The 22,916-nt window shown below is 42.0% G+C and carries 29 protein-coding genes and 1 pseudogene; 20 read left to right on the top strand and 10 right to left on the bottom strand.

Annotated elements, in window-relative coordinates:
• From AX662_RS11110 to AX662_RS02595, 4 genes and pseudogenes are all read left to right on the top strand, one after another.
• Nucleotides 1-139, top strand: a pseudogene (locus AX662_RS11110) (TIGR02328 family protein); the annotation flags it as partial.
• A 12-nt stretch (nucleotides 140-151) separates the two neighbouring features.
• Nucleotides 152-529, top strand: coding sequence for a hypothetical protein (locus AX662_RS02585; protein ID WP_060971543.1), 378 nt, complete (start codon nucleotides 152-154; stop codon nucleotides 527-529).
• A 4-nt stretch (nucleotides 530-533) separates the two neighbouring features.
• Nucleotides 534-896: a hypothetical protein gene (locus AX662_RS02590; protein WP_060971544.1), complete on the top strand. Its 363-nt coding sequence runs from the start codon at nucleotides 534-536 to the stop codon at nucleotides 894-896.
• Nucleotides 897-999: 103 nt separating this feature from the next.
• Nucleotides 1,000-1,611: a CPBP family intramembrane glutamic endopeptidase gene (locus AX662_RS02595; RefSeq protein WP_060971545.1), complete on the top strand. Its 612-nt coding sequence runs from the start codon at nucleotides 1,000-1,002 to the stop codon at nucleotides 1,609-1,611.
• 68 nt (nucleotides 1,612-1,679) lie between these two features.
• Here the strand turns inward: AX662_RS02595 and AX662_RS10915 are convergent, their stop codons facing one another.
• The gene (locus tag AX662_RS10915) at nucleotides 1,680-1,835 is read right to left on the bottom strand and encodes a hypothetical protein (RefSeq protein WP_231728407.1); all 156 of its coding nucleotides are present in this window, start codon (nucleotides 1,833-1,835) and stop codon (nucleotides 1,680-1,682) included.
• Here AX662_RS10915 and AX662_RS02600 point away from each other — a divergent pair.
• The 3 genes from AX662_RS02600 (at nucleotide 1,809) to AX662_RS02610 (ending at nucleotide 4,898) form a co-directional block, all read left to right on the top strand.
• Nucleotides 1,809-2,279 carry a GDSL-type esterase/lipase family protein gene (locus tag AX662_RS02600; RefSeq protein ID WP_231728408.1) on the top strand — a complete coding sequence of 157 codons (471 nt, stop codon included), beginning with the start codon at nucleotides 1,809-1,811 and terminating at the stop codon, nucleotides 2,277-2,279. The two genes, AX662_RS10915 and AX662_RS02600, sit on opposite strands and share 27 nt — an antisense overlap.
• Before the next feature lie 95 nt (nucleotides 2,280-2,374).
• Complete coding sequence (locus AX662_RS02605) at nucleotides 2,375-2,989, top strand: hypothetical protein (RefSeq protein ID WP_022495941.1); 615 nt, start codon at nucleotides 2,375-2,377, stop codon at nucleotides 2,987-2,989.
• Nucleotides 2,990-3,236: 247 nt separating this feature from the next.
• A complete protein-coding gene (locus AX662_RS02610; protein WP_037603918.1) occupies nucleotides 3,237-4,898 on the top strand; it encodes a SulP family inorganic anion transporter in 1,662 nt (553 codons plus the stop codon).
• A 52-nt stretch (nucleotides 4,899-4,950) separates the two neighbouring features.
• On the opposite strand, the gene AX662_RS02615 is transcribed toward AX662_RS02610, so the two are convergent.
• From AX662_RS02615 to AX662_RS11050, 3 genes are read right to left on the bottom strand one after another with little or no spacing between them, the layout of a single operon-like run.
• Nucleotides 4,951-5,766, bottom strand: a complete 816-nt coding sequence (locus AX662_RS02615) for a TIGR03943 family putative permease subunit (protein WP_003093491.1) — start codon at nucleotides 5,764-5,766, stop codon at nucleotides 4,951-4,953.
• Nucleotides 5,766-6,668, bottom strand: a complete 903-nt coding sequence (locus AX662_RS02620) for a permease (protein ID WP_013990843.1) — start codon at nucleotides 6,666-6,668, stop codon at nucleotides 5,766-5,768. Before AX662_RS02620 ends, AX662_RS02615 begins: the two co-directional genes overlap by 1 nt.
• A 5-nt stretch (nucleotides 6,669-6,673) precedes the next feature.
• Complete coding sequence (locus AX662_RS11050; RefSeq protein ID WP_002885949.1) at nucleotides 6,674-6,805, bottom strand: SPJ_0845 family protein; 132 nt, start codon at nucleotides 6,803-6,805, stop codon at nucleotides 6,674-6,676.
• A 338-nt stretch (nucleotides 6,806-7,143) separates the two neighbouring features.
• Between AX662_RS11050 and AX662_RS02625 the strand changes: the two genes are divergently transcribed.
• The 7 genes from AX662_RS02625 (at nucleotide 7,144) to AX662_RS02655 (ending at nucleotide 12,856) form a co-directional block, all read left to right on the top strand.
• Nucleotides 7,144-9,276 (top strand): Tex family protein, encoded by a 2,133-nt coding sequence (locus AX662_RS02625; RefSeq protein WP_048674381.1) that lies wholly within the window; start codon nucleotides 7,144-7,146, stop codon nucleotides 9,274-9,276.
• Nucleotides 9,263-9,703 (top strand): SprT family protein, encoded by a 441-nt coding sequence (locus tag AX662_RS02630; protein WP_060971547.1) that lies wholly within the window; start codon nucleotides 9,263-9,265, stop codon nucleotides 9,701-9,703. The genes AX662_RS02625 and AX662_RS02630 overlap by 14 nt, the downstream gene beginning before the upstream one ends.
• 65 nt (nucleotides 9,704-9,768) lie before the next feature.
• Entirely contained in the window at nucleotides 9,769-10,032 is a 264-nt protein-coding gene (locus AX662_RS02635; protein ID WP_022495939.1) for a PspC domain-containing protein, read from the top strand.
• Between the two features lie 127 nt (nucleotides 10,033-10,159).
• Nucleotides 10,160-11,089, top strand: coding sequence for an HPr(Ser) kinase/phosphatase (hprK, locus tag AX662_RS02640; protein WP_022495938.1), 930 nt, complete (start codon nucleotides 10,160-10,162; stop codon nucleotides 11,087-11,089).
• Nucleotides 11,089-11,880: a prolipoprotein diacylglyceryl transferase gene (lgt, locus tag AX662_RS02645; protein ID WP_022495937.1), complete on the top strand. Its 792-nt coding sequence runs from the start codon at nucleotides 11,089-11,091 to the stop codon at nucleotides 11,878-11,880. The genes hprK and lgt overlap by 1 nt, the downstream gene beginning before the upstream one ends.
• Nucleotides 11,881-12,004: 124 nt before the next feature.
• A complete protein-coding gene (locus AX662_RS02650; protein WP_002885965.1) occupies nucleotides 12,005-12,403 on the top strand; it encodes a DUF948 domain-containing protein in 399 nt (132 codons plus the stop codon).
• A gap of 12 nt (nucleotides 12,404-12,415) precedes the next feature.
• A complete protein-coding gene (locus AX662_RS02655; RefSeq protein ID WP_002885903.1) occupies nucleotides 12,416-12,856 on the top strand; it encodes a YtxH domain-containing protein in 441 nt (146 codons plus the stop codon).
• 53 nt (nucleotides 12,857-12,909) lie between these two features.
• On the opposite strand, the gene AX662_RS02660 is transcribed toward AX662_RS02655, so the two are convergent.
• Nucleotides 12,910-13,206 carry a DUF3270 domain-containing protein gene (locus AX662_RS02660; protein ID WP_060971548.1) on the bottom strand — a complete coding sequence of 99 codons (297 nt, stop codon included), beginning with the start codon at nucleotides 13,204-13,206 and terminating at the stop codon, nucleotides 12,910-12,912.
• Between the two features lie 238 nt (nucleotides 13,207-13,444).
• On the opposite strand from AX662_RS02660, the gene AX662_RS02665 reads away from it, so the two are divergent.
• From AX662_RS02665 to AX662_RS10275, 3 genes are all read left to right on the top strand, one after another.
• The gene (locus tag AX662_RS02665; protein WP_060971549.1) at nucleotides 13,445-14,374 is read left to right on the top strand and encodes a peptidase U32 family protein; all 930 of its coding nucleotides are present in this window, start codon (nucleotides 13,445-13,447) and stop codon (nucleotides 14,372-14,374) included.
• 95 nt (nucleotides 14,375-14,469) lie between these two features.
• On the top strand, nucleotides 14,470-15,756 hold the full coding sequence (locus AX662_RS02670; RefSeq protein WP_038675705.1) for a peptidase U32 family protein: 1,287 nt from the start codon (nucleotides 14,470-14,472) through the stop codon (nucleotides 15,754-15,756).
• Nucleotides 15,756-16,073 carry a CHY zinc finger protein gene (locus AX662_RS10275; RefSeq protein WP_082757388.1) on the top strand — a complete coding sequence of 106 codons (318 nt, stop codon included), beginning with the start codon at nucleotides 15,756-15,758 and terminating at the stop codon, nucleotides 16,071-16,073. Before AX662_RS02670 ends, AX662_RS10275 begins: the two co-directional genes overlap by 1 nt.
• Nucleotides 16,074-16,118: 45 nt before the next feature.
• On the opposite strand, the gene AX662_RS02675 is transcribed toward AX662_RS10275, so the two are convergent.
• Nucleotides 16,119-16,658 (bottom strand): biotin transporter BioY, encoded by a 540-nt coding sequence (locus AX662_RS02675; protein WP_060971550.1) that lies wholly within the window; start codon nucleotides 16,656-16,658, stop codon nucleotides 16,119-16,121.
• A gap of 96 nt (nucleotides 16,659-16,754) precedes the next feature.
• The gene (locus AX662_RS02680) at nucleotides 16,755-17,039 is read right to left on the bottom strand and encodes a hypothetical protein (protein ID WP_060971551.1); all 285 of its coding nucleotides are present in this window, start codon (nucleotides 17,037-17,039) and stop codon (nucleotides 16,755-16,757) included.
• A gap of 124 nt (nucleotides 17,040-17,163) precedes the next feature.
• On the opposite strand from AX662_RS02680, the gene AX662_RS02685 reads away from it, so the two are divergent.
• Nucleotides 17,164-17,376 (top strand): YdbC family protein, encoded by a 213-nt coding sequence (locus AX662_RS02685; RefSeq protein WP_002886106.1) that lies wholly within the window; start codon nucleotides 17,164-17,166, stop codon nucleotides 17,374-17,376.
• A gap of 33 nt (nucleotides 17,377-17,409) precedes the next feature.
• On the opposite strand, the gene AX662_RS02690 is transcribed toward AX662_RS02685, so the two are convergent.
• Nucleotides 17,410-18,744, bottom strand: coding sequence for an Nramp family divalent metal transporter (locus AX662_RS02690; RefSeq protein WP_060971552.1), 1,335 nt, complete (start codon nucleotides 18,742-18,744; stop codon nucleotides 17,410-17,412).
• Between the two features lie 197 nt (nucleotides 18,745-18,941).
• Between AX662_RS02690 and AX662_RS02695 the strand changes: the two genes are divergently transcribed.
• Nucleotides 18,942-19,250, top strand: coding sequence for a hypothetical protein (locus tag AX662_RS02695; RefSeq protein WP_045768909.1), 309 nt, complete (start codon nucleotides 18,942-18,944; stop codon nucleotides 19,248-19,250).
• A 38-nt stretch (nucleotides 19,251-19,288) separates the two neighbouring features.
• Here the strand turns inward: AX662_RS02695 and AX662_RS02700 are convergent, their stop codons facing one another.
• Both AX662_RS02700 and lysS read right to left on the bottom strand, forming a co-directional pair.
• Nucleotides 19,289-19,834, bottom strand: coding sequence for a DUF7832 domain-containing protein (locus AX662_RS02700; RefSeq protein ID WP_060971553.1), 546 nt, complete (start codon nucleotides 19,832-19,834; stop codon nucleotides 19,289-19,291).
• 53 nt (nucleotides 19,835-19,887) lie between these two features.
• Nucleotides 19,888-21,378, bottom strand: a complete 1,491-nt coding sequence (lysS, locus tag AX662_RS02705) for a lysine--tRNA ligase (protein ID WP_060971554.1) — start codon at nucleotides 21,376-21,378, stop codon at nucleotides 19,888-19,890.
• Between the two features lie 227 nt (nucleotides 21,379-21,605).
• Here lysS and AX662_RS02710 point away from each other — a divergent pair, with 227 nt between their 5' ends.
• On the top strand, nucleotides 21,606-22,913 hold the full coding sequence (locus AX662_RS02710) for a LysM peptidoglycan-binding domain-containing protein (RefSeq protein WP_060971555.1): 1,308 nt from the start codon (nucleotides 21,606-21,608) through the stop codon (nucleotides 22,911-22,913).
• Nucleotides 22,914-22,916 lie beyond the last annotated feature (3 nt).

Below are 22,916 nucleotides of genomic sequence, written 5' to 3' on the forward strand. Positions count from 1 at the left end.
GGAGTATCGAGGCAAGCAGATGCCAGCCTACGATAAGTTTGAAGTGGAGAAACTACCAGTCATCATTTACCCAGAGCATGATGCTGCCTATTTACAGGAATGTCTGGACAATCTCAAGCAAAAAGGAATCATCATCTAAAGGAGGAAAACGATGCATTTGTTTAAGTGGCTTGCACCTAAAAAGAAAGCAGCAGAAGGCCTTGTCATGCGTATTTCGACAGCTGATCAGGTAGACTATGCGACGATTACAAACCCAAGTGACAGTGATATCTGGGATGCCTTGGTGCAACTTCCAGTATCCTACGATAGTCTCTATCTTACATATGGAGATAAAAAGTCAATGAGCTTTATCTTTGTTGAATCCGAGGATGACAAGTATCGCTTGGAACATGACACACCTGAGCTAGGATTAGAATTGACCAATGTCGCACGTGTATCTCAACAAGTTGCCAGAGATATCCTTATTCGCTTTTCGAAAGAGCACTCAGTGATTTTGGACGACCATTGGAAACAAGAGAAAGTAAGGTAATCCTATGGCCTACCTTACCCCAGAAACCAGACGAAAACGGCGAAAAGGCTTTTGCTTAATTATCGAAATCATTTGTCTGGTTCATTTTGCAATCATTGTCCCTCGTGACCGAGTTTTTACGCCTGAAAAATGGGCTCGTACTCCAGATCACATGCGCCATAAATTCATGTGGAGTTTTCACCGGCAGTATCAGCTTGAGGGCATGACGAGAAAAGAAGTTGAGAAACTCTTAGGCAAGGGGAGTGATCTTCAAGGAAGTGTTGAGTACAAGCTGAAGGACGATTGGATTGGTGGTTGGCGTGTTTACCATATTGACTATAAGCAAGACCGTGTGATTCGTGCCAAAGAAACCTGGCAAGATTGGTGAGAATGAGCTTTCTCTTCCCCTAAAAGTAGTATAATCAAGGTGTAAAGGTAATCGTTTTCAAAAGAACGAAGCTGTCTTTTGATTAGAAATGGAGGACAAACTCATGACCCTATTTATGTCTAAACTGATGAGCGGTATTATGGAACTGCTCATAGTCTCTGTCATTCCTTTTATCACTTGGTTAATTTGGAGCAGGAAAAAGGTCGGTTTCTTTGACTGGATTGGGTTGAAGAAAGTTGAGAGTCAGAAGAAGAGGCAATTATTACTGACCATTTTGGGTATTAGTCTACTTTTTCTTCTTTTTTCGATTGTGGTCTTTAGTTGGTTTGACTCTAGCCAAACGGCCACAGCAGATTTTTCTGGAAAGGGAATTGGAGCTCTTCCTGCTATTCTAGCCTATGCTATCTTAGGGACTGCCTTGCCAGAAGAAATCTTCTTTAGAGGTTTTCTATTAAAAAGGATGCAAGGAAAACTAGGATTTCTAGGAGCAAATCTGGTTCAGTCTCTCTTATTTGGTCTCATCCATGCACTTATGTTTATGCAACTAACTGGTTACCTTAAGGCTTTTGCCATTTTGGTCTTTATCAGTCTCATAGCTTACGTTTTTGGTGCTATCAATGAGAAAAAAGCAAGTGGGTCCATTCTTCCAAGTGTCTTTATCCACGCCTTGGCCAATACGGTTGTAGGGTTGCTCTTTGCCTTCTCCCTCATTTAGATAAAATTATATAGAAGAAAGTTATCATGGATGAATTAAAAGATATCAAACTTAAAAACTATCAGTACCTAAATGAGGTCGCTATCAAGGGAGAGACGCTCTTCACGGGCTCCTCTCTCATGGAGCTTTTTCCCATTTGTGAAATCGCTAGGAGTAGAAGTATCGACGACATCATCTACAATCGAGGTATCAGCGGTTTGAATACGGATGAATTTCTCCAGCATATCCATCCTCTACTTTTGGATTTGCAACCGAGTAAGGTTTTCATCAATATCGGTACCAATGACATGACCGAGGAGCCTTATGGAAATCAGTGGTTCCAACATCTGACAGCAAATATTAGTCAAATTCTGGAGCAAACACTTGCTATTTTGCCCCATACCAAGATTTACCTGATGGCTTTTTATCCAGCCAATCTTCATCTGCCTTGGCAGACCAAGGCTTCAATTCAGTGGATGAAACTGCGGACACCTGAAAATCTTGACCGTTGCAACCAGGCTCTTGAGGAAATCGCCAAAACCTATGGCTGCCACTTCATTAATTGTAATGCTGATTTGGTCAATGATAGGAAAGAGCAGAAGGCTGAGCACACCTATGACGGCGTCCACCTTTATGCCAATGCTTACTTAAAAGTCTTTGAAGTTCTGGAGCCATATCTCCTGCATTAAGAAAATATGAGAGAATTTCCAGTTCTTACTCGCTTTTTTCCCTTGATTACAGTACAATAGACGTCAAAAGTGAAAAATTGAAATGAGGTATCCCTATGTGGAAATGGTTTAAACGACTCATTGTCCTCGTCATTGTGCTCTTTTTTGCAGTGGCGGCTCTACTTATTCCGGACAAGATCGACAGTCAGGACCAATTAAAAAATGTATCAACACAAACATCCCTTGCTGATTTAGCCCAGGCTGGTATTGGTGGGGCGTCCCTTTCATCAGGCGGGGTTTCAACTGAGATTAATCTTGACAGTAATCAGTTTCGTCAAATCCTAAAAGCAAGCATGGCTGATTCTAATGACGAGACCTTGCAAAACAGTAGCGTAGAGTTGAATGATTCCTATCTAACAGCTAAGGTTCCCGTATCTCTTGGGCCTATCGGATCAACATTTAGCCTTGATTTTACGGTCAGCACTAACAAGGAAGTCATCCTACTAGATTTGGCAGGTGCCCACCTGGGTCGCCTTCCAGTTCCAAAATCACTGGTTCTGCCTTACCTCAAGAAGAGTATTGCCCAGTCAAGCAGTGGTGTTCGCATGGTTAACAACCAAATTCAGCTCAAGCTTCCTGAAATCGGCTACGAAATTGAGCAAGCCACTGTAACCAACAGCAAGATGAAGGTCAAGCTTAACATTCCGATTTCCTTGCCAACCAGTTGGTAATTTAAGAGGAATCTATCAATCCATGATAAGTCAAAACAAGTCCATAGTCTGGACTTGTTTTTTGATGCCTTCACTTCTAAACTAAGAAAGTTAAAAAATTCTTGAAATAATACGTTTACATCTCCCAATCCCCTAGAAAATGGGGGGGTCCTGTGCTATCATTAGACTGTAAAAATGATAAGCGTCTGACACTCATTGCAAAAAGAGTTAAGTCAAAGAGTTTTAGGATAATAGTTAGGAGGAACAAATGGACGCTTTAAAATATATCACACCCAAATTTTTCACCACTATCAAGGATTATTCCAAGGGACAGTTCATCAAGGACCTGATTGCAGGAGTTATCGTGGCTATCATTGCCCTGCCCTTGTCGATTGCCCTAGCGATTGCCTCTGGTGTTAATCCCGAACAAGGTCTTTACACAGCAGTGGTTGCAGGCTTTTTTATTTCCTTTTTAGGAGGTAGCCGAGTTCAGATCGGTGGACCTACCGCAGCCTTCGTTGTCATCATCTATGGCATCATCGCCCAGTATGGCATGGCGGGTCTGACTGTTGCCACGCTCATGGCGGGACTCATGCTTATTATCATGGGGCTCCTGCGTTTTGGCGACCTGATTAAATTCATTCCCAAAACCATCACACTGGGCTTTACCTTGGGGATTGCCGTTGGGATTGTGTCTGGACAGATTAAGGATTTTCTAGGCCTTGAGATGAAGTCCGTGCCAGCTGAGTTTCTGGAAAAGATGATTGCCTATGGAGAGTATCTTTCGAGTATTAGTTGGGCGACCCTAGCTATCGGTATTTTGGCCCTGCTCATTCAAATCTTTTGGCCACGCCTTTCTCAGAAAATTCCGGGTTCTCTGGTTGCTATCTTTGTGACCACAGCTATCGTTGCTTTTGGTCATCTCCCCGTCAAAACCATTGGTGACCTTTACACCATCAAGGCGGGACTTCCAAGTTTCACGGTTCCTGACCTATCATTTTCTTTGATTCGTCAAATGATTTCGCCAGCCTTCACCATTGCCATACTAGCAGCTATCGAATCGCTCCTTTCTTGTGTGGTTTCAGATGGCATGATTGGTGGTAATCACCGTTCTAATGCAGAATTGGTCGGCCAAGGTGTTGGGAATATCATGTCAGCCTTCTTTGGTGGGATTCCGGCAACGGGAGCTATTGCCCGTACCGCAGCCAACGTCAAAAATGGTGGCCGAACACCAGTAGCAGGTATGGTTCATGCCTTCACCTTGCTTCTGATTTTACTCTTCCTCATGCCTTACGCCTCATTGATTCCCATGACCTGTCTAGCCTCAATCCTTATGATTGTCGGGTATAACATGAGCGGTTGGCGTACAGTTGGTCGTATGATCAAACGTGCCCCTAAGAGTGATGTGGCGGTTCTGCTAGTGACCTTTGTCTTAACCGTTTTCTTTGACCTAGTAGTTGCCATCGAATTTGGTATGGTCCTAGCAGCCTTCCTTTTTCTCAAACGCATGTCTGACGTGGCTCAAATCCGTCAGTGGGTGGACAAGGAGAATCTGGATGATCCAGTTTTGTCCGAAGATAGCGACTTGAAACAAGTTCCAAAAAATACTGTCGTCTATGAAGTTTTTGGTGCCCTCTTCTTTGGTGCAGCCAATAACTTCTTGAATGTGATTAATGATGAAACTAAGAATGTTCTCATCCTACGCATGCGAAACGTTCCAGCCATGGATATCTCAGGCCTAGATGCCCTTGAGGAAACTCTGGCCATTTGTCAAAAACGTGGCATGACCTTGCTTCTTTCTCACGTCAATCCACAACCCTACCGAGTGCTTGAAAAATCAGGCTTTATCCTAACTATTGGACCAGACCATATCTGCGAGTCGACCGATCAAGCCCTTGAAAAAGCAGCAGCACTAGCACAAGAAACCTAGACAAATGTTTTTAATACAAGAAGAAAAAGCCAGTTCAACTGAACTTGGCTTTTTAAAATACACGATATACATAAGGATTGTCAGGCTGTCCGACCTCTTTGACCTCAGTCAAATTAAGGATAGGCAGGCTCTGTTTGAGATTTTGATAATAATCCACAGTGATGGTACCAGTGACTTTCACCCAAGTATTGTCCTTGAAGGTTTGGTCACTTCCTGTCGTTGCCAGTCCGTAAACACCTGAATCGGCGATACAGTGGATAATTCCGAAACGGAAGATGAACTGATAACCCTTGGTTTGTGGGTCATTGTAGACAAAACCGGTATAGGTGACCTTCTTGCCCACAAAATCGTTAGGATAGAGGTAGATGAGCTCCATGACTTCCATGTAATTTTCCGTGGTAATCTGGATGGTCTCACGTCCCTTGTACTTGGCGAGCTCTCTGGTCATTTCCTTCTCATAAGCTGAGGAGGTGAAGTAGGAGCTGGTGTCCGGCTTCAAGTACTGAATAGTCGTTCCCTCTTGGTCGGCCTGATTAGGATCGCTCCCTGCCGCCAGTGGGAAATGATAGCCCTTAGCTGATACGGTATTGGCATCCAAGGTTACTGTTGGAACCAAGAGCCCCGTGAGGACTGGAAAGGCCAAGAGAACGATGCTGGCTACCTTGGCTACTCGACCTGACAAATGCGAGTGAACCTTCATCTGCTTCATCCAAACGATGAGTTGAACCACAGCAAGGATAAAGGAAAGCACCATGGAAATGTAGGCCAAGTAGGAGTAGTGGATGTTAATGTACTGGTTGAGCTTGCCAGAAACTTGCAAGTACATGACGAGCTCAAAGTACCCAGATAAGATGAGAAAACGTAACATTAAATCACCCCCAATAACAGACAGTAAATGATTGTCACCAGACTTGCGGTTCCTACGAAGAGACCAACAAAGCGTGTTTTAAATTGGTGTTTCATCATAATCAAGTTCTTGATATCAACCATAGGACCAATGATGAGAAAGGCAACCGTTGGTGCCACTCCGAAACTAGAGAGCAGCGAAGCCCCGATAAAGGCATCGGCCTCTGAACAAAGGGAGAGGATGAAGGCCAGGAGCATCATGATCAGGATGGCTGTCACTGAATTATGACCGATGGTCGTGAGGATACGGGTCGGTAGGTAGGTCTGCATACTTGCTGCCACCAAGCTTCCGAAAATCAAGTAACGCCCAGTGTCAAAGAACTCGTCAACCGCATGAACCAGGGCTTGAAAGACTTTCTTACCAGCTGACAAACCACTATAGTCGTGAACATGACTAGCCTTACGATTGTCCTTGAGAATCTGGTCATCCACCACAAAGCCCAGCAAGATTCCCAAAATCATGGCAATCAAGAAAGCCCCGACGAAACGTAAAAGCACGTAGTACCAAGAGTTCCCAAAGGCCGTGTATGTCGCAAAGAGAACAACTGGATTAATGATAGGGGCAGTTGCCATGAAAGGAATAGCCGTGTAGCTAGGCACTTTTTTCTCTAAAAAGCGCGTGATAATAGGAACAATCCCACACTCACAAGAAGGGAAAATAAAACCAATCAGGGTTCCAAAGAGGATAGCCAGGACCTTGTTTTTAGGAAGGAAGTTTTGGACCTTTTCAGGAGTCACAAAGACCTCGATAAAGCCAGATAGGATACTTCCCAGTAAAACAAAGGGCAGGGCTTCGATAATAATCGATAGAAAAACTGCCAGAAGCTGCAAAACGCTATCTGGTAGTTGATGAAAAATAGCCATAAAAATTATTTCTTCTTATCTTCTTGAAGACGTTTGTCCTTCTTAGGATCAGTTCCCGCCTTTTCAAAATCAGGGATAGCCGCAAAAGATGCCATCATGCTTTCAAGTTCATTTGTTTTTTTCTGAATAACTGCCATAAAAAGCCTCCGAGTTAATTAAGATACTAAGGGCGTTATTTCTGACAGAAAATTAGGGCATCAGACGAAGAAGCTCTACTTCTAGGAAGATGCATCTATTTTCCGAAAGAAATAGCCCGAGTTCAGTTACAAAAGATACTAAGGGCGTTATTTCTGACAGAAAAGAGGGCATCAGACGAAGAAGCTCTGCTTCTAGGAGGATGCATCTATTTTCCGAAAGAAATAGCCCCTAACAATAGGTTTACTTTTCTATTATACTACCTCTTGCTTAAAAATTCTCGCTTCAGCTACAAGGTTTTCTGACCAAGCAAATCTCCTCTCGTGGTATAATAGAACTTATGGAAAATCGTAATTTAGAGACATTGGCTCAGGAATTGGGCCTAAAAAAACAACAAGTTGAAACTGTTTTGGAATTGACTGCAGAAGGCAATACCATCCCCTTTATCGCCCGTTACCGTAAGGAAAAAACAGGCAATCTGGATGAAACGCAAATCAAGGCCATCATTGATATGGACAAGTCCTTGACTGCTCTTCAAGACCGTAAGGAAACAGTTCTTGCCAAGATTGAGGCTCAGGGCAAATTGACTGATCAACTCAAGGCAGCCATTGAAGCAGCTGAAAAGTTGGCAGACGTGGAAGAACTCTACCTTCCCTATAAGGAAAAACGCCGCACCAAGGCGACGGTTGCCCGTGAAGCAGGTCTTTTCCCCTTGGCTCGTCTTATCTTGCAAAATAGTCCTAACCTCAAGGCTGAAGCTGAAAAGCTGACATCTGAAGCCTTTCCAACAGCTGACAAGGCTCTTGCGGGTGCTGTGGATATTTTGGTTGAGGCCTTTTCTGAGGACAATAGCTTGCGCTCTTGGACCTACAACGAAATCTGGAACAATAGTGACATCACTTCAACCCTTAAGGATCAATCACTGGATGAAAAAGAAACTTTCAAAATCTACTATGATTTTGAGGATAAGGTTTCTAAACTTCAAGGTTACCGTACCTTAGCCCTTAACCGTGGGGAAAAACTAGGCGTTATTAAAGTAGCCTTTAAACACAATCTTGAGAAAATGCACCGTTTCTACAGTGCCCGTTTCAAACAAAAAAATGACTATATTGAGGAAGTCATCAACCAATCTCTCAAGAAGAAAATCATTCCAGCTATGGAGCGACGTATCCGTAGCGAGTTGACTGAAGCGGCAGAAGATGGTGCAATTCAACTTTTCTCTCAAAACCTTCGAAGCCTTCTTTTAGTTTCACCACTTAAAGGTAAGATGGTACTCGGTTTTGACCCAGCCTTTCGTACAGGGGCTAAGTTGGCCGTAGTTGACCAAACTGGTAAGCTCATTACAACGCAAGTTATCTATCCAGTGGCTCCAGCCAGTCAGGCTAAGATTGCCCAAGCTAAGAAAGACTTGGCTGACCTCATTAAAAAGCATGCCATTGAGATTATCGCTATTGGTAATGGAACAGCCAGTCGTGAAAGTGAAGCTTTTGTGGCAGAAGTCCTCAAGGATTTTCCAGAGACTTCTTATGTTATTGTCAATGAAAGTGGTGCCTCTGTCTACTCTGCATCAGAGTTGGCTCGACATGAGTTCCCAGACTTGACGGTCGAAAAACGCTCTGCCATTTCCATTGCCCGTCGTCTTCAAGACCCATTGGCTGAGTTGGTTAAGATTGACCCTAAATCAATCGGAGTAGGCCAATACCAGCATGATGTTAGTCAGAAGAAACTCTCTGAAAATCTTGATTTCGTCGTCGATACCGTGGTTAACCAAGTTGGTGTTAATGTCAATACGGCAAGTAGTACCCTCTTGTCACACGTGTCAGGACTCAACAAGACTATCTCTGAAAATATCGTCGCCTACCGTGAGGAGAATGGTGAGATTGCATCACGTGCTGAAATCAAAAAAGTCCCACGTCTTGGTGCTAAAGCCTTCGAACAAGCTGCAGGTTTCCTTCGTATTCCAAATGCCAAGAATATCTTGGATAATACAGGGGTCCACCCAGAGTCTTACCCAGCGGTAAAAGCCCTCTTCAAGAAGTTGGCTATCACAGACTTGGACGACTCTGCCAAGGCAAAATTGAAGGCCCTTAATCTTAAAGAAACAGCAGAAGAGCTGGGACTTGGACAGGAAACCCTCAAAGATATCATTGCTGACCTTTTGAAACCAGGCCGTGACCTCCGTGATGATTTTGAAGCACCTGTGCTTCGCCAGGATGTTCTTGAACTCAAAGATTTGTCAGTAGGACAAAAACTTGAAGGAACGGTCCGTAACGTTGTGGACTTTGGTGCCTTTGTGGATATCGGTGTCCATGAGGATGGTCTTATCCACATCTCAGAGATGAGTAAGAGCTTCGTTAACCACCCAAGTCAGGTTGTCTCTGTTGGGGACTTGGTTACCGTGTGGGTATCAAAAGTTGACTTAGAGCATGAAAAACTTAATCTCTCCTTGGTGAATCCGCGTGAATCTAACTGATTATGTTAAGACTGTTTCTATAGAAGATTTTGGTTGGGAATTTAAGCATCAAGCCTTGTGGAACAAGCGTCTCCGAACCACTGGAGGTCGGTTCTTTCCCAAGGATGGTCATTTAGATTTTAACCCAAAACTCTATGAGGAACACGGACTTGAAACCTTTCGAAAAATCGTCCGCCACGAACTCTGTCATTACCACCTTTATTTTCAAGGGAAGGGCTACAAGCATGCGGATAGAGATTTCAAGGACTTACTAGCCAAGGTCGATGGCCTTAGATACGCTCCAAAGATGCAAGGTCAGGAGGAGAACTACTACCTCTATCAGTGCCAATCCTGTGGTCGTATTTACCGTCGCAGACGCCGTGTCAATACACGGAAATTTGGCTGCGGTTTGTGTCGAGGAAAGCTCATTTTTCTAAATCAGTCCTAGGGCTGATTTTTTTAGTCTAAAAAAATCATATAATTAAATCAAAGAAATGATGGGAGAAGAAGACCATGTCAAATCGTTTTTATAAGACACGAAAAAATAGACTCGTCGCCGGTGTTATTGCAGGTTTGGCAGATAAGTTTGGCTGGGACCTAGCTCTGGCTCGTATCTTGGCTATCATTCTCATGGTTTCAACGCAGTTTGGAATCTTCCTATACTTGGTTTTAGCCTTTCTTCTTCCTTACAAAGAAGATATTTATCCTGAAATCAAACTCAAGGATGGACGCAAACGTAAAAATGCTGAACCTGTCGAAGATGAGTGGAATTGGTAAGTAACTGTAAATAGACATTGACCTGTGATTGGCCTTAGTGCTAGTCATAGGTCTTTTTTGCTTTGAGAACCGCATTGAAAACCTTTTTATGATACAATGAAACTAGTAAATAATCGGAGGAAATAACATGACAGTAACCGTTAAAATGTTGGTTGACAGGCTTAAACTCAAGGTTGTCTATGGGAATAAGGAGCTTTTGGCAAAACCGATAACAACTGCTGATATCTCTCGTCCTGGTTTAGAAATGACAGGTTATTTTGACTATTATTCACCGGAACGATTGCAGTTGGTTGGGATGAAGGAGTGGTCTTACCTTAAAACCATGACTGAGAATAACCGATATTCTGTTTTTACTAATATGTTTAAAGCAGAAACTCCAGCTGTTATCGTGGCGCGTGGTCTTAATATTCCGGAAGAGATGCTTCGAGCTGCTAAGGAAAATGGCGTAGCAGTTCTTCAAGGACGAAACGGCACATCGTCACTTTCAGGGGACATGTCTTGGTATCTTAACTCACAATTAGCTGAACGAACTAGTGTCCACGGTGTTTTGGTAGATATCTACGGCATGGGTGTTCTTATCCAAGGAGACTCTGGAATCGGTAAGAGTGAGACAGCGCTCGAGTTGGTGAAACGTGGGCACCGTCTAGTTGCTGATGACCGTGTAGATATCTATGCTAAAGATGAGGAAACTCTCTGGGGAGAACCTGCAGAAATTCTTCGCCATCTTCTTGAAATTCGTGGGGTTGGTATCATTGATGTCATGAGTCTCTACGGAGCTAGTGCTGTCCGTAATTCTTCTCAAGTTCAGTTGGGCATCTATCTTGAAAATTTTGAAGACGGTAAGGTCTTTGATCGTCTTGGAAATGGGAACGAAGAAATTGAATTGCAAGGCGTTAAGATTCCACGTGTCCGCATCCCTGTTAAGACAGGCCGTAACGTATCAGTCGTTATCGAAGCTGCAGCCATGAACTACCGTGCTAAGCAAATGGGATTTGATGCAACCAAAACCTTTGAGGAGCGTTTGACCAACCTCATTAGTAAGAATGGTGAAGACTAATGTTAGCTACTATTGATCCTATTGCTCTAAGACTTGGCCCCATTAGTATTCATTGGTATGCCATCTGTATCGTATCTGGTCTCTTACTTGCCGTTTACCTGGCTCAGCGTTGGGCTCCCGAAAAGGGAATCGACCCTGAAAACATCCTAGATTTTATTCTTCTGGCCTTTCCGATAGCCATTGTCGGTGCTAGGCTCTACTATGTGATTTTCCAGTGGTCTTACTACAGTCAAAATCCTTCGGAAATTTTTGCAATTTGGAATGGTGGAATTGCCATCTATGGTGGCTTGATTGCTGGAGCAGCTGTCCTCTATTGGTTTTCTAAACGTCATGCCATTGCTGTCTTGGATTTTCTAGATATCGCAGCACCGGGCGTAATGATTGCTCAGAGTATCGGTCGCTGGGGAAACTTTATTAACCAGGAGGCCTACGGAAGAGCAGTTAGTCATCTGAATTATGTTCCAGAATTTATTCGCCAGCAGATGTATATTGATGGTAGTTATCGTGTACCGACCTTTCTTTACGAAAGTCTCTGGAACTTGGTCGGATTTATCATTATCCTAGGACTAAGACGCTTTAATAAGAAACTGCGTCAAGGAGATGTGACCTCATTTTACCTTATCTGGTATGGTCTTGGACGTTTTGTCATTGAAGGCATGCGTACAGATAGCCTCATGTTTGCTGGCTTGCGTGTTTCTCAATGGGTCAGCATCGTCATTATCATCTTAGGTGCTACCTTGCTCTATTTACGAAAGCAACGCCCAGAGGCAGATTATAAAATGAAAAACTAGTCATATAGCTCAGACTTTGTTATAATATAATGAAAATTATCATAACAAAGGTCACTGGAAACTGGAGGTTCTACTTCAGTTTTCTTGTAGCGACCTTTTAAAAAGGTCAAAGGAGTCCTAAACTATGGCAGAAATTGCATTTCTTATTATCGCAATCGCACTTGCTGCGTTCCTCATTGCATTAATCCCTACTCTACTTCGTACCCGTCATGTGGTTAAAGAAGTTGAAGAAACAGTTGCTGTGCTTCGTACAGATATCAATGTAACCCTTCATCAAACAAATGAAATCTTGGCTAAGGCAAACGTCTTGGTTGAAGATGTTAATGAAAAAGTTCAAACAATCGATCCTCTCTTCGTAGCAGTAGCTGAGCTTTCAGAAAGTGTCTCTGACTTGAATACTGAAGCTCGTTACCTCGGTGCTAAAGCAAGTGCAGCAGGAGCAAGTGTCGGTAAGGCAGGTTCAGCCTTTGCTATCGGTAAGGTTGCTTCAAAACTATTTGGTAAAAAAGACAAGAAAAAATAAGGAGGTCTTTTCATGAGTAAATTTTTAAACACCCTAATCATTGGTGCAGCTTCTGGAGCTGCAGCAGCTTACTTCTTTACAACTGAAAAAGGTAAAGCTGTTAAAGCACGTATTGATGAAGAAATCGCTTCATTCAAAGAAGATCCTAAAGCTTATCAAAATCAAGTGGTGGAAAAAGCTAGCGACTACAAAGATTTGGCAGTCGATACTTTCCAAGACTATAAAACAAAATTTGAAAATGGCGACATCACTGCGGATGATTTGACAAAAGCTGTCCAAGAAAAAACAGCTCAAGTTGCTGACTTTGCAAAAGAGAGCTTTGAACTTATCAAAGAGAAAACTGCTCAAGTAACTCCTGAGCAAGCAGATGTTGAAGCAGAAACAAAAGCTATCGTTGATGACATCGTGATTGATATCAAAGACATCTCTGAAGAAGCAGCAGAAGCAAAATAAAAAAGAAAGCCCTTGAGGCTTTTTTTAGTACGAAAAAAACGTTGACTCGAAAGTCAGCGTTTTTGTGCTTTATAATATTCGATTAGGACATAAATGCCTATCTGACCAATGACGCTGATGGTAATTGCCCAGAAGAAGGCCCAGAAGGTAGCCACTTGTGCTACCAAGAAAAGGAAGGCAACTAGGACTGTTGAAACACAGAAGCTTGAGATACGTCCAAAGAAAATCATATCTTGTAGCTTAATACTATTACTATTTAAACCTTGATAATCTTGGTAATTCGTCGTTTGAAGACGCTCAGTCTCGAAATCTTCGATGTGATCAAATTGACGGTGTAAGTTGTCAGCCATGTCTGCCTCCTTTCTATATAAAATATCTAAATCACTTTTTCGTGTAGGTTAAAATACTTAGTCAGTATTTCACTATTTAGAATCTCATTAATAATACCATAAAAAATTTATATTGCAAAGTTTTTTTTGATTTTTGTGAAAATTATAGTATTTAAAAACTAATTTAAAATATTGAGATACATAGTTTTGAACCTAAAAATTCTAAAAAAATCAAATCATTTGTGCTATAATGTGAGTTATGGAAAAAATTGTAATTACAGCGACTGCTGAGAGCTATGAGCAAGCACGTGAGCTCCTAGAACTTGGCGTAGATCGTATTTATATCGGCGAAAAAGCCTTTGGCCTTCGTTTGCCTAAGCCTTTTTCATTCGCAGAAATGCGAAAGATTGCAGAGCTGGTACATGAGTCAGGCAAGGAATTGACTGTTGCCGTTAACGCCCTCATGCACCAAGGTATGATGGATGCTCTTCCAGACTATCTTGATTTTCTTGAAGAAATCAAGGCAGATTATATCACGGTTGGTGATGCAGGAGTTTTCTACATCTGTAACCGTGACAAACGTCCCTTCAAAATGATTTATGATGCTTCAACTATGGTAACCTCTAGCCGTCAGATTAATTTCTGGGGCAAACAGGCAGGAGCATCTGAAGCGGTTTTGGCTCGTGAGATTCCATCTGCGGAACTATTCATCATGGCTGAAAATCTTCAGATTCCAGCTGAGGTTTTGGTTTATGGTGCAAGTATCATTCACCACTCAAAACGCCCACTTCTTCAAAATTACTACAACTTTATCAAAACGGATGAAGCTGTTACCAAAGAACGTGACCTCTTCCTTTCTGAGCCAGGAGATCCAGATTCTCACTACTCAGTTTATGAGGATATGCACGGGACACATATCTTTGCCAACAATGACTTGGATATGATGACTAAACTTTCAGAACTCGTTGAACATGGTTTTGACCACTGGAAGTTGGATGGTGTTTATTGCCCAGGCGAAAACTTTGTAAAAATCACTGAGTATTTTGTGAAGGCTCGTGACCTCATCGAGGCTGGCGAATTTTCACAAGACCAAGCCTTTCTCTTTGATGAGGCTATTTATAAATTACACCCAGCCAACCGTGGTTTGGACACAGGTTTCTACGATTATGAACCTGACCGTGTAAAATAAAAACACTTCCTCCTTCGTTTGTGAGTTTTCCATTTTCAGGGAACGAAGGAGCCTTCTAAAAACTAAAATCGACAATCTTGCAAATTGGAGAAATTATGACTACAACTAAAAAACGCCCAGAGGTTCTGGTACCTGCTGGGACTTTGGAAAAATTGAAAGTCGCTGTAAATTACGGCGCAGATGCTGTTTTCGTTGGTGGACAAGCCTATGGTTTGCGTAGCCGTGCCGGAAACTTCACCATGGATGAGCTTCGTGAAGGTATCGAATATGCTCATGCACGTGGCGTTGATGTGCACGTTGCTTCAAACATGGTTACCCATGAAGGAAATGAAAAAGGTGCTGGTGAATGGTTCCGCGAGTTGCGTGATATGGGACTCGATGCTGTTATCGTATCTGACCCAGCCTTGATTGAAATCTGTTCAACCTACGCTCCAGGACTTAACATCCACTTGTCAACGCAAGCATCTGCGACCAACGTTGAAACCTTCCATTTTTGGAAACAGTATGGCTTGACCCGTGTTGTTTTGGCACGTGAGGTAACTATGGAAGAATTGGCTGAAATCCGTAAACGTACGGATCTTGAAATTGAGGCCTTTGTCCATGGTGCTATGTGTATCTCATACTCAGGTCGCTGTACCCTTTCTAACCACATGTCAGACCGCGATGCCAACCGTGGTGGTTGTTCACAGTCATGCCGTTGGAAATATGACCTTTACGACATGCCATTCGGCCAAGAGCGAAAGAGTATCCACGGTGAAGTTCCTGAAGAATACTCAATGTCAGCCGTTGACATGTGTATGATTGAAAATATTCCTGACCTTATCGACAATGGTGTTGACAGCCTTAAAATCGAAGGTCGTATGAAATCTGTCCACTACGTATCAACAGTTGCCAACTGTTACAAGGCTGCTTGTGATGCTTACATGGAAAGTGCAGAAGCCTTTTATGCCATCAAAGACGATTTGATTAACGAACTCTGGAAAGTTGCCCAACGTGAATTGGCAACAGGTTTCTACTACAAGACACCAACAGAAAACGAACAACTCTTTGGTGCTCGTCGTAAGATTCCACAATACAAATTCGTTGGTGAAGTCGTAGACTTTGATCCAGAAACTATGACAGCTACGATTCGTCAACGTAACGTTATCCTCGAAGGTGACCACGTTGAATTCTACGGACCAGGCTTCCGTCATTTTGAGTGTGATATCAAAGACCTTCACGATGCCAATGGTAACAAGATTGACCGTGCACCAAACCCAATGGAACTTCTTACAATTACAGTGCCACAAGAAGTTAAACCTGGTGACATGATTCGTTCAACTAAAGAAGGTTTAATTAACCTTTACCAAAAAGACGGTTCAAGCAAAACTGTTCGTGCCTAATGACAAGTCAAATCAATGGGCTCCTGGTAGATGACCAGAGTAGATGTCAGCACTACCATTCCCCACTAGATATTGTTGCCCTAAAATGCTTCGAGTGCCAGAAGTATTATGCCTGTTATCAGTGTCATGATATCTTGGAGAAACATAGCTTTCGAGCTTATCCTTGTCAGTTGAAGCAGGACAAGGTCCTTATCTGTGGCGTTTGTAGGCATGAGATGACTATTGAAGAGTATCAAGATGTAGAAGCTTGTCCCAATTGTCACAGTGCCTTCAACCCAGCTTGTTCAAAGCACTATGATATTTATTTTGAAAAATAAAAAGATTGAAGATTCTGTTCACATGAACAAAGTCTTCAATCTTTTTTAGTTAAAGTAACTATGATTTTTAAGAGCTTTTAAGACTGGCTTAGTCACCAAAGCGACAATCAGACCTTTTAAAAGATCTGGGATGATAAAGGGTGTCAAACCGACTGCTACAGCTGCAGACCATCCCATCTTTCCAAGAAAGTGCAGGCTAAGGATACCACCAACAAAGACAAGTGCATCTCCCAAAACAAAAGCCAAAAAGATCTTCCAGATAGGAGTCTTAGCATGAGCCAGTGCAGATGTGACAAGTGCAAAAAATGGGTAGGCAAGCAGATAGCCAGCTGAAGGACCAAAGAAGGCTTGGAGCCCCCCGCCTCCACCTGCAAAAACGGGAAGACCAATAGCGCCTAGGATAAGGTAGAGGGTGGCAGCAAGAGTAGCCTCTCTTGGCTTAAGGATGGCAGCAACAAGTCCGATAGCGAAGGTCTGGAGAGTAATGGGTACTGCACCGATAGGAATAATAATTTGAGCCAGTGCGGCAATGATAGCAGCACCGAAGGCGGGAAGTATGAGTGACAGTGTACGATTTTGCGTCATTTTATAGTTAACCTTTCGTAAATTAATAGTTAACTTATTATAACAAGCACTTCTGGAATAGTCAACCTTATAATAAAACGAGGTTAACTGATAAACTTAACCTCGTTGTGATATGTTTTTTAGACGTTTGATTTCTTTTAGTTCAATCATGCTGATGATCTTATCTTGCTCGATAAAGATGGCTTGTCGCTCTCTGTCATAACGGTTGATGTAGCCCTTATAGGTCTTCTGATTGGATGTCAGCATGACCATTTGGTTATGATCAATAGCATGATAAATATCGTTAATAAGCTGATTTTGCATTAGGTGGACAGGTTTGCTGTGACCTGTTTCCACAAACTGATGAAGCTGATGCTTTACTGCTTCTAAAAAGTTTATCATGGTCATTTCCCTCGTTTCTTGATAAAATAATTATAGCATGAAAGGTGAAATTTTGTGGATAACTTCTTTCTAAAACACACAATTTTCACAGAAAAAAACGAATAAAGCTAGTGGAGGTAAGCAAATGGCAGAATTTTCATTTGAAATTGAAGAAAAACTCTTGGTCTTGTCTGAGAATGACAAGGGCTGGACTAAGGAACTCAATCGTGTGAGCTTTAATGGCGCACCGGCTAAGTATGACATCCGTACATGGAGTCCAGACCATACCAAGATGGGTAAGGGGATTACCCTTAGCAATGAAGAATTCCAAGTTCTCGTTGACGCCTTCAAAAACTAAAACAAGGTCAGCATGGCGCTGGCCTTATTTTGTTTAAAACGTATCAATGATAAGTTTGAGATTGAGAATGGTTAGGACAATAGCGATGGCATAACCAAGGAAAGTATTCCACTTGGCATTGACGTGTTTTCCCATGAGTGATTTCTTAGAAGTGTAGTAAATCAAAGGGAAGATAGAGAATGGCAAGGCAAGTGAAAGGAAAACCTGTGAATAAACTAGCAGTTGATCCAGAGTCTTTTCTTGATCACCGTAGAGAATAGCTACAACGATAACAGGTAGCAAGGCGAAGAGACGTGTGAATAAACGAATTACCCACTGCGGTAACCTCATGTGGAGAAAGCCTTCCATGACAATTTGGCCAGTCAGAGTACCAGTAATGGTAGAGTTTTGACCACTAGCCAAGAGCGCCAAGGCAAAGAGTGTTGAAAGTGTCGAACTAGCTACCGCACCAGCAATCTTAGAGTCCTGAAGAGCATTGTACATCTGTGAGAAAGCTGAAATATCAGAAGCATGACCAAAGAAGAGAGCTGCCCCCAAAATCAAGAGAAGGGAGTTAACCACAAAGGCCAAACTCAACTGGATGTTAGAATCCCAGGTCATGAAACGGACAGCCTTAGTCACGTCTTTGCCATCAGAATAGTCAACCTTACGAGTCTGTGACAAGGATGAGTGCAAGTATAGGTTATGTGGCATAACGGTCGCACCCACAATCCCAAGCGCCAAGGTCAACTGGTTGGTATGTCCAGCAGCATGTGGCTCAAAGAGAGTTGGTGTAGGAAGATAACCCTCTAGGATTCCCGTAATACTAGGTTCAGACAAGGCTACCAGATAGACAAAGATAACCAAGATGGTCAAAATCAAGGTTGAAACAATAGCCTCGATTTTTTTGAATCCTAGCTTCATGATGAGCAGTAGCAGGAAAACGTCTAGGATTGTCACCAGAATGGCAACCATAATTGGAATACCAAAGAGCAGGTTAAGAGCAATGGCAGAACCAAGCACCTCAGCCAAATCCGTCGCCATTAAGGCCAGCTCCAGAATCACCCAAAGCGTGTATCGCAACCATTTGGGCGAGTGATAGGCAGTCGCTTGAGCTAGGTCCATTTGGGTCACAATCCCTAATTTCCCAGCCATTTGTTGCAACTGCATAGCGATTAAAGATGAAATTAAGATGACAAAGAGTAGGCTGTACTTGTAGGTTGCCCCACCGACGACACTGGTAATCCAGTTCCCTGGATCCATGTAACCCACGGCCACAAGAGCCCCAGGTCCCAAGAAAGCCTTAAGATTTTGCCAAAAACGATTATTATTTGGTGTATCTATGGATTGGTTTACCTCAGAAAGGGAAACCTTTTTTGAAGATATCATAAACACCTCTTTCTAAGTCGTATCTACCTAAAAGTGTATTATTTCTAGAAAGACAGACAATTTTATTATAACACTATGAGGAAGATGTGCAAGGTTTTGACTTATCCTACATTGATATCATAGAGGACTTTTCAGAATTGACTTTTTATACTAAACTATAAGAGTAGATGATTTCATAGATGAGGGAGAAAAAATAATTGAAAACATTTCAGCTAACAGCTAAGAAAAAGATTACCCTGGCACTCGTAGTTGTCATAGTGGTTGCTTTGCTTATCTTTATCATTAACGTACAGATAAATCAGCCTGATAACCTACCTGCCAATTACATGGAGCGCCTTAAAAATCCTGGAATGACCGGAGATTACATCGGCCTCTGGAAGTCTCGCTGGCATGAAGAAAATAAAGCATGGATTTATCCTGCTAAACAATACGCTATCTATGCAGTAGTAGCCCTTGCTTGTTTGTCAGCTTGGGTCGCAGCATCAAAGGCAAAATTTTGGAAATAAGAAAATGCTTCTCTCGATTGAGGGAAGCGTTTTTAATATTATCTGATGTGAGTTTTATATTGGCTGAACATCTCGTCAATATCATCTTCAACCAAGTGATAGATTTTCCAGTCAAATTCAGTTCTAGCAACATCATCAACCAAGACTGTATAACAGAAATCCATGTAATCTTCATAAAAATAAGAGATGAAGGGAAGGAGTGTGTTACTGATATCAGTTGAATAGAGTTTTTCATCAAGATGTTTAAAGAGATAGTCTGTACCCGTAATCGTTTCATTCTTGAGTTTTTGTACATCCTCAAGGTTAAATCCATCACTTTGGGGATTCAGAAAATCATGTTTTGCTAGCCAGGCGACGAAGATACTGAGATGAAAAGCAGCTCTTTTACTAATCTCTAGCATGTCTGATTGGCTTAGTTTTTCTGAAGGTATATTATTTTCTTCACAATAAAATACAAGTGCATGATCGAAAAAATAATCTGCGCGGTCTATGGGAAAGTTTACTTGACTTTCTTCTATTTTTGTATCAGCCTGTTCAAGCACACTTGATTTTTTCTTAAATAGGGACTTCAATTTTGTGAACACGTTTATACCTCATATAAAAATATCCCATTATTTGACTAATGGGATATCACTTTTTATTTCATCGTTGGGAACAACAAGACATCACGGATGGTTGTTGTGTCAGTGAGAAGCATGCAGAGACGGTCGATACCGATTCCGAGTCCACCTGTTGGTGGCATACCGTATTCGAGGGCTTCAACGTAGTCGTAGTCGATGCCTGTTGCTTCGTCGTCACCGAGTTCTTTAGCAGCAGCTTGTGCTTCGAAACGTGACAATTGATCGATTGGGTCGTTCAATTCGGTGAAGGCATTTCCGTACTCTTTTGTCATGATGAAGAGCTCGAAACGGTCAGTGAAGCGTGGATCTTCTGGGTTTTTCTTAGCCAATGGAGACACAGCAACTGGGTGACCGTAAATGAAAGTTGGTTGAATCAATGTTTCTTCAACGAATTCTTCGAAGAAGGCGTTGATGATGTGACCAACTTCAGTGTAGTGTTTTTCAACTGGAACATTCTTTTCTGCAGCGATTGCTTTGGCTTCATCCAAAGTCATGTCTTGCCAGAAGTCAACGCCAGTGATTTCCTTGATTGCGTCAACCATGTGGATGCGTTTGAATGGTTCGTTGATTTTGATTTCAGTTCCTTGGTAGTTGATAGGTCCATCACCTTTAACCGCTTTAGCAGCGTGTTGGATGATACCTTCAGTCAAGTTCATGATATCGTGGAAGTCAGCGTAAGCTTGGTAAACTTCGATAGATGTGAACTCAGGGTTGTGAGTGGCATCCATACCTTCGTTACGGAAGATACGTCCGATTTCGTAAACACGTTCCATACCACCAACAATGAGACGTTTGAGGTGGAGCTCAGTCGCGATACGAAGTACCATGTCGATGTTTTGTGCATTGTGGTGAGTGATGAAAGGTTTAGCAGCAGCACCACCAGCTTCATTGTGAAGAACAGGTGTTTCGACTTCAAGGAAACCTTGAGCATCGAGGTAGCGACGGATTTCAGAAATGATTTTTGAACGTGTGACAAAGCGGTCAAAGCTTTCACGGTTAGAAATCAAATCGAGGTAGCGTTTACGGTAGATGGTTTCAACGTCTGAAAGTCCGTGGAATTTCTCAGGCAATGGGCGAAGGGCTTTAGACAAGTGCGTGATATGAGTAGCCTTGATAGAAAGTTCTCCCATATCTGTACGCATAACTTCACCTTCGATGCCGAGGAAGTCACCAAGGTCAGCTTTCTTGAAGATGTCGTAGTTTTCTTCACCGACAGCATCTTTACGTACGTAGATTTGGATTTGACCATCGCGGTCTTGGATGTGGGCGAAGCCAACTTTACCTTTGCCACGTTTAGTCATCAAACGACCTGCGATTGTAGCAGTTTCGTTGATTTCGTGCAATTCTTCTTTTGTTTTGTCAGCGTATTTTTCTTTTAATTGACCAGATGTAGCTGTGCGTTCGAATCGCTTACCAAAAGGATCGATTCCTTGTTCAGCCAAGGCCGCCATTTTTTCACGACGGACAATCTGTTGATCGTTCAATTCTTCCATGTGTTGATTTGACATGTTAGTCCTCCATAAAATAGTCGTAATTATTGTATCATAAATCACCCTCTAAAGATAGGACAAATGATTAAATGTCAGATAAATAAAGCTAGGATTTGTCTATTTTTAGGACAAATCGTTAACTAGCATTAACCTTTGATTAGAAAGTTATAGAATTTATTGACAAATATAATAAAAAGGGTGTACAATAGCAAAGTAAGTTTCGTATGATATAAGGAGGAAATACGATGAAAAAGAAAAATTATGTTAGTAAAGCCGTGATGCTGGGTGCTTTACTAGCACCTATTGGGATGCCTACGGTATCTGTGTTAGCAGATAGCTTTTATCAAAATCAAACGAGTGCTCACGCTGCTGATATTACAAACTGGATTGCCAGCACACCTGAACAAATTACAAATAATTTGACATCTCAGAATATCAATCCACAGCAGTTAGATGGTCAACAGTACGTGATTCAATGGGGAGATACCTTGTGGGGAATCTCTCAAGCGACTGGAATTTCTATTGAAAAATTAGCCTACGATAACAATATTCAGAATATTGATCTTATCTTTGCAGGTGATGTCCTCATCTTGAAACGTGATGGTGATGTACCAGCAGGTTATCATGTGACTGGTAATGGTTACCGTTGTGCACATTCTAAGATTGTTATCAACAACTACTACGGTGATAACAACCGAGTGATTATCAATAACAGCACTTTTGTTTCTGATGATCATTCTAAAAATACAGTGATTTACGCTCCAGATAATTCTGACAATAGCGTTTCATTCTCAAATAATACGACTAACAATAATAACGATAAAGACAAAGATACCAAAGATTCTAAAGATGGCAAGGACTCTTCTTCATCATCATCTGAATCTAAAGATGCTTCATCAAGCTCAACAAGTGGATCATCATCTTCTGCATCAAGCTCAACAGCGAGCAGTAGTGAAAGTAAAGCAAGTACAGAAAGTTCTAAGGAAAAAGAATTGACTGATGATGCTTTCCAAGACAAGGTTCAAAGTGAATTCAAACAAGTATATCAACAAAACCACTCAGGTAGTCCTGCATGGACTTTCTTCTTACATGCAGATGATAAGACTGGTGTAAATGCTACAGCTAAGAAGGACACTGAAAGCACAGCTCTCTACCTTCAAGGTGAAACGCCAAAGGCTAAAGACATTGAAAACGGACCTAAAGATGGTGCTAAAACAGAAGCCAATGCCAAAGCCCTCGCTGAAAAGATTTATGACGCTCTTAACAGGGATAGTAAGATCTCAGATCTTATCAAGGCAAAATATGCTCAAATTCAGTTAAGTTATAAGGGTGATAAGTGGGCTTTCAACGTTGATGTTTACAAAGAAAAAGAAAGTTCATCATCAAGTACTGAAAAATCTTCAGAATCTAAGGCGTCATCAAGTGATGATTCTCAAACAGAAACACGCATGAGTTCAAGCTCATCAAGCCTTGAACGTTCATCATCAAGTTCTTCAAGCCACACTGAAACAGATTCAGAGGCAACTTTCTCTGACCTAACTGGTGACGAATAGAGA

Origin of the sequence: Streptococcus sp. CCH5-D3 (assembly GCF_001556435.1) — a bacterium.
In the GTDB taxonomy this organism is placed as follows: Bacteria; Bacillota; Bacilli; order Lactobacillales; family Streptococcaceae; genus Streptococcus.

What these genes read in the sequence shown, in the direction of transcription:
- AX662_RS02585 (WP_060971543.1), top strand. Translation starts at nt 152, where the DNA reads ATGCATTTGTTTAAGTGGCTTGCACCTAAAAAGAAAGCAGCAGAAGGC.
- AX662_RS02590 (WP_060971544.1), top strand. Translation starts at nt 534, where the DNA reads ATGGCCTACCTTACCCCAGAAACCAGACGAAAACGGCGAAAAGGCTTT.
- AX662_RS02595 (WP_060971545.1), top strand. Translation starts at nt 1,000, where the DNA reads ATGACCCTATTTATGTCTAAACTGATGAGCGGTATTATGGAACTGCTC.
- AX662_RS10915 (WP_231728407.1), bottom strand. Translation starts at nt 1,835, where the DNA reads ATGCTGGAGAAATTCATCCGTATTCAAACCGCTGATACCTCGATTGTA.
- AX662_RS02605 (WP_022495941.1), top strand. Translation starts at nt 2,375, where the DNA reads ATGTGGAAATGGTTTAAACGACTCATTGTCCTCGTCATTGTGCTCTTT.
- AX662_RS02610 (WP_037603918.1), top strand. Translation starts at nt 3,237, where the DNA reads ATGGACGCTTTAAAATATATCACACCCAAATTTTTCACCACTATCAAG.
- AX662_RS02615 (WP_003093491.1), bottom strand. Translation starts at nt 5,766, where the DNA reads ATGTTACGTTTTCTCATCTTATCTGGGTACTTTGAGCTCGTCATGTAC.
- AX662_RS02620 (WP_013990843.1), bottom strand. Translation starts at nt 6,668, where the DNA reads ATGGCTATTTTTCATCAACTACCAGATAGCGTTTTGCAGCTTCTGGCA.
- AX662_RS11050 (WP_002885949.1), bottom strand. Translation starts at nt 6,805, where the DNA reads ATGGCAGTTATTCAGAAAAAAACAAATGAACTTGAAAGCATGATGGCA.
- AX662_RS02625 (WP_048674381.1), top strand. Translation starts at nt 7,144, where the DNA reads ATGGAAAATCGTAATTTAGAGACATTGGCTCAGGAATTGGGCCTAAAA.
- AX662_RS02635 (WP_022495939.1), top strand. Translation starts at nt 9,769, where the DNA reads ATGTCAAATCGTTTTTATAAGACACGAAAAAATAGACTCGTCGCCGGT.
- hprK (WP_022495938.1), top strand. Translation starts at nt 10,160, where the DNA reads ATGACAGTAACCGTTAAAATGTTGGTTGACAGGCTTAAACTCAAGGTT.
- lgt (WP_022495937.1), top strand. Translation starts at nt 11,089, where the DNA reads ATGTTAGCTACTATTGATCCTATTGCTCTAAGACTTGGCCCCATTAGT.
- AX662_RS02650 (WP_002885965.1), top strand. Translation starts at nt 12,005, where the DNA reads ATGGCAGAAATTGCATTTCTTATTATCGCAATCGCACTTGCTGCGTTC.
- AX662_RS02655 (WP_002885903.1), top strand. Translation starts at nt 12,416, where the DNA reads ATGAGTAAATTTTTAAACACCCTAATCATTGGTGCAGCTTCTGGAGCT.
- AX662_RS02660 (WP_060971548.1), bottom strand. Translation starts at nt 13,206, where the DNA reads ATGGCTGACAACTTACACCGTCAATTTGATCACATCGAAGATTTCGAG.
- AX662_RS02665 (WP_060971549.1), top strand. Translation starts at nt 13,445, where the DNA reads ATGGAAAAAATTGTAATTACAGCGACTGCTGAGAGCTATGAGCAAGCA.
- AX662_RS02670 (WP_038675705.1), top strand. Translation starts at nt 14,470, where the DNA reads ATGACTACAACTAAAAAACGCCCAGAGGTTCTGGTACCTGCTGGGACT.
- AX662_RS10275 (WP_082757388.1), top strand. Translation starts at nt 15,756, where the DNA reads ATGACAAGTCAAATCAATGGGCTCCTGGTAGATGACCAGAGTAGATGT.
- AX662_RS02675 (WP_060971550.1), bottom strand. Translation starts at nt 16,658, where the DNA reads ATGACGCAAAATCGTACACTGTCACTCATACTTCCCGCCTTCGGTGCT.
- AX662_RS02680 (WP_060971551.1), bottom strand. Translation starts at nt 17,039, where the DNA reads ATGATAAACTTTTTAGAAGCAGTAAAGCATCAGCTTCATCAGTTTGTG.
- AX662_RS02685 (WP_002886106.1), top strand. Translation starts at nt 17,164, where the DNA reads ATGGCAGAATTTTCATTTGAAATTGAAGAAAAACTCTTGGTCTTGTCT.
- AX662_RS02690 (WP_060971552.1), bottom strand. Translation starts at nt 18,744, where the DNA reads ATGATATCTTCAAAAAAGGTTTCCCTTTCTGAGGTAAACCAATCCATA.
- lysS (WP_060971554.1), bottom strand. Translation starts at nt 21,378, where the DNA reads ATGTCAAATCAACACATGGAAGAATTGAACGATCAACAGATTGTCCGT.
- AX662_RS02710 (WP_060971555.1), top strand. Translation starts at nt 21,606, where the DNA reads ATGAAAAAGAAAAATTATGTTAGTAAAGCCGTGATGCTGGGTGCTTTA.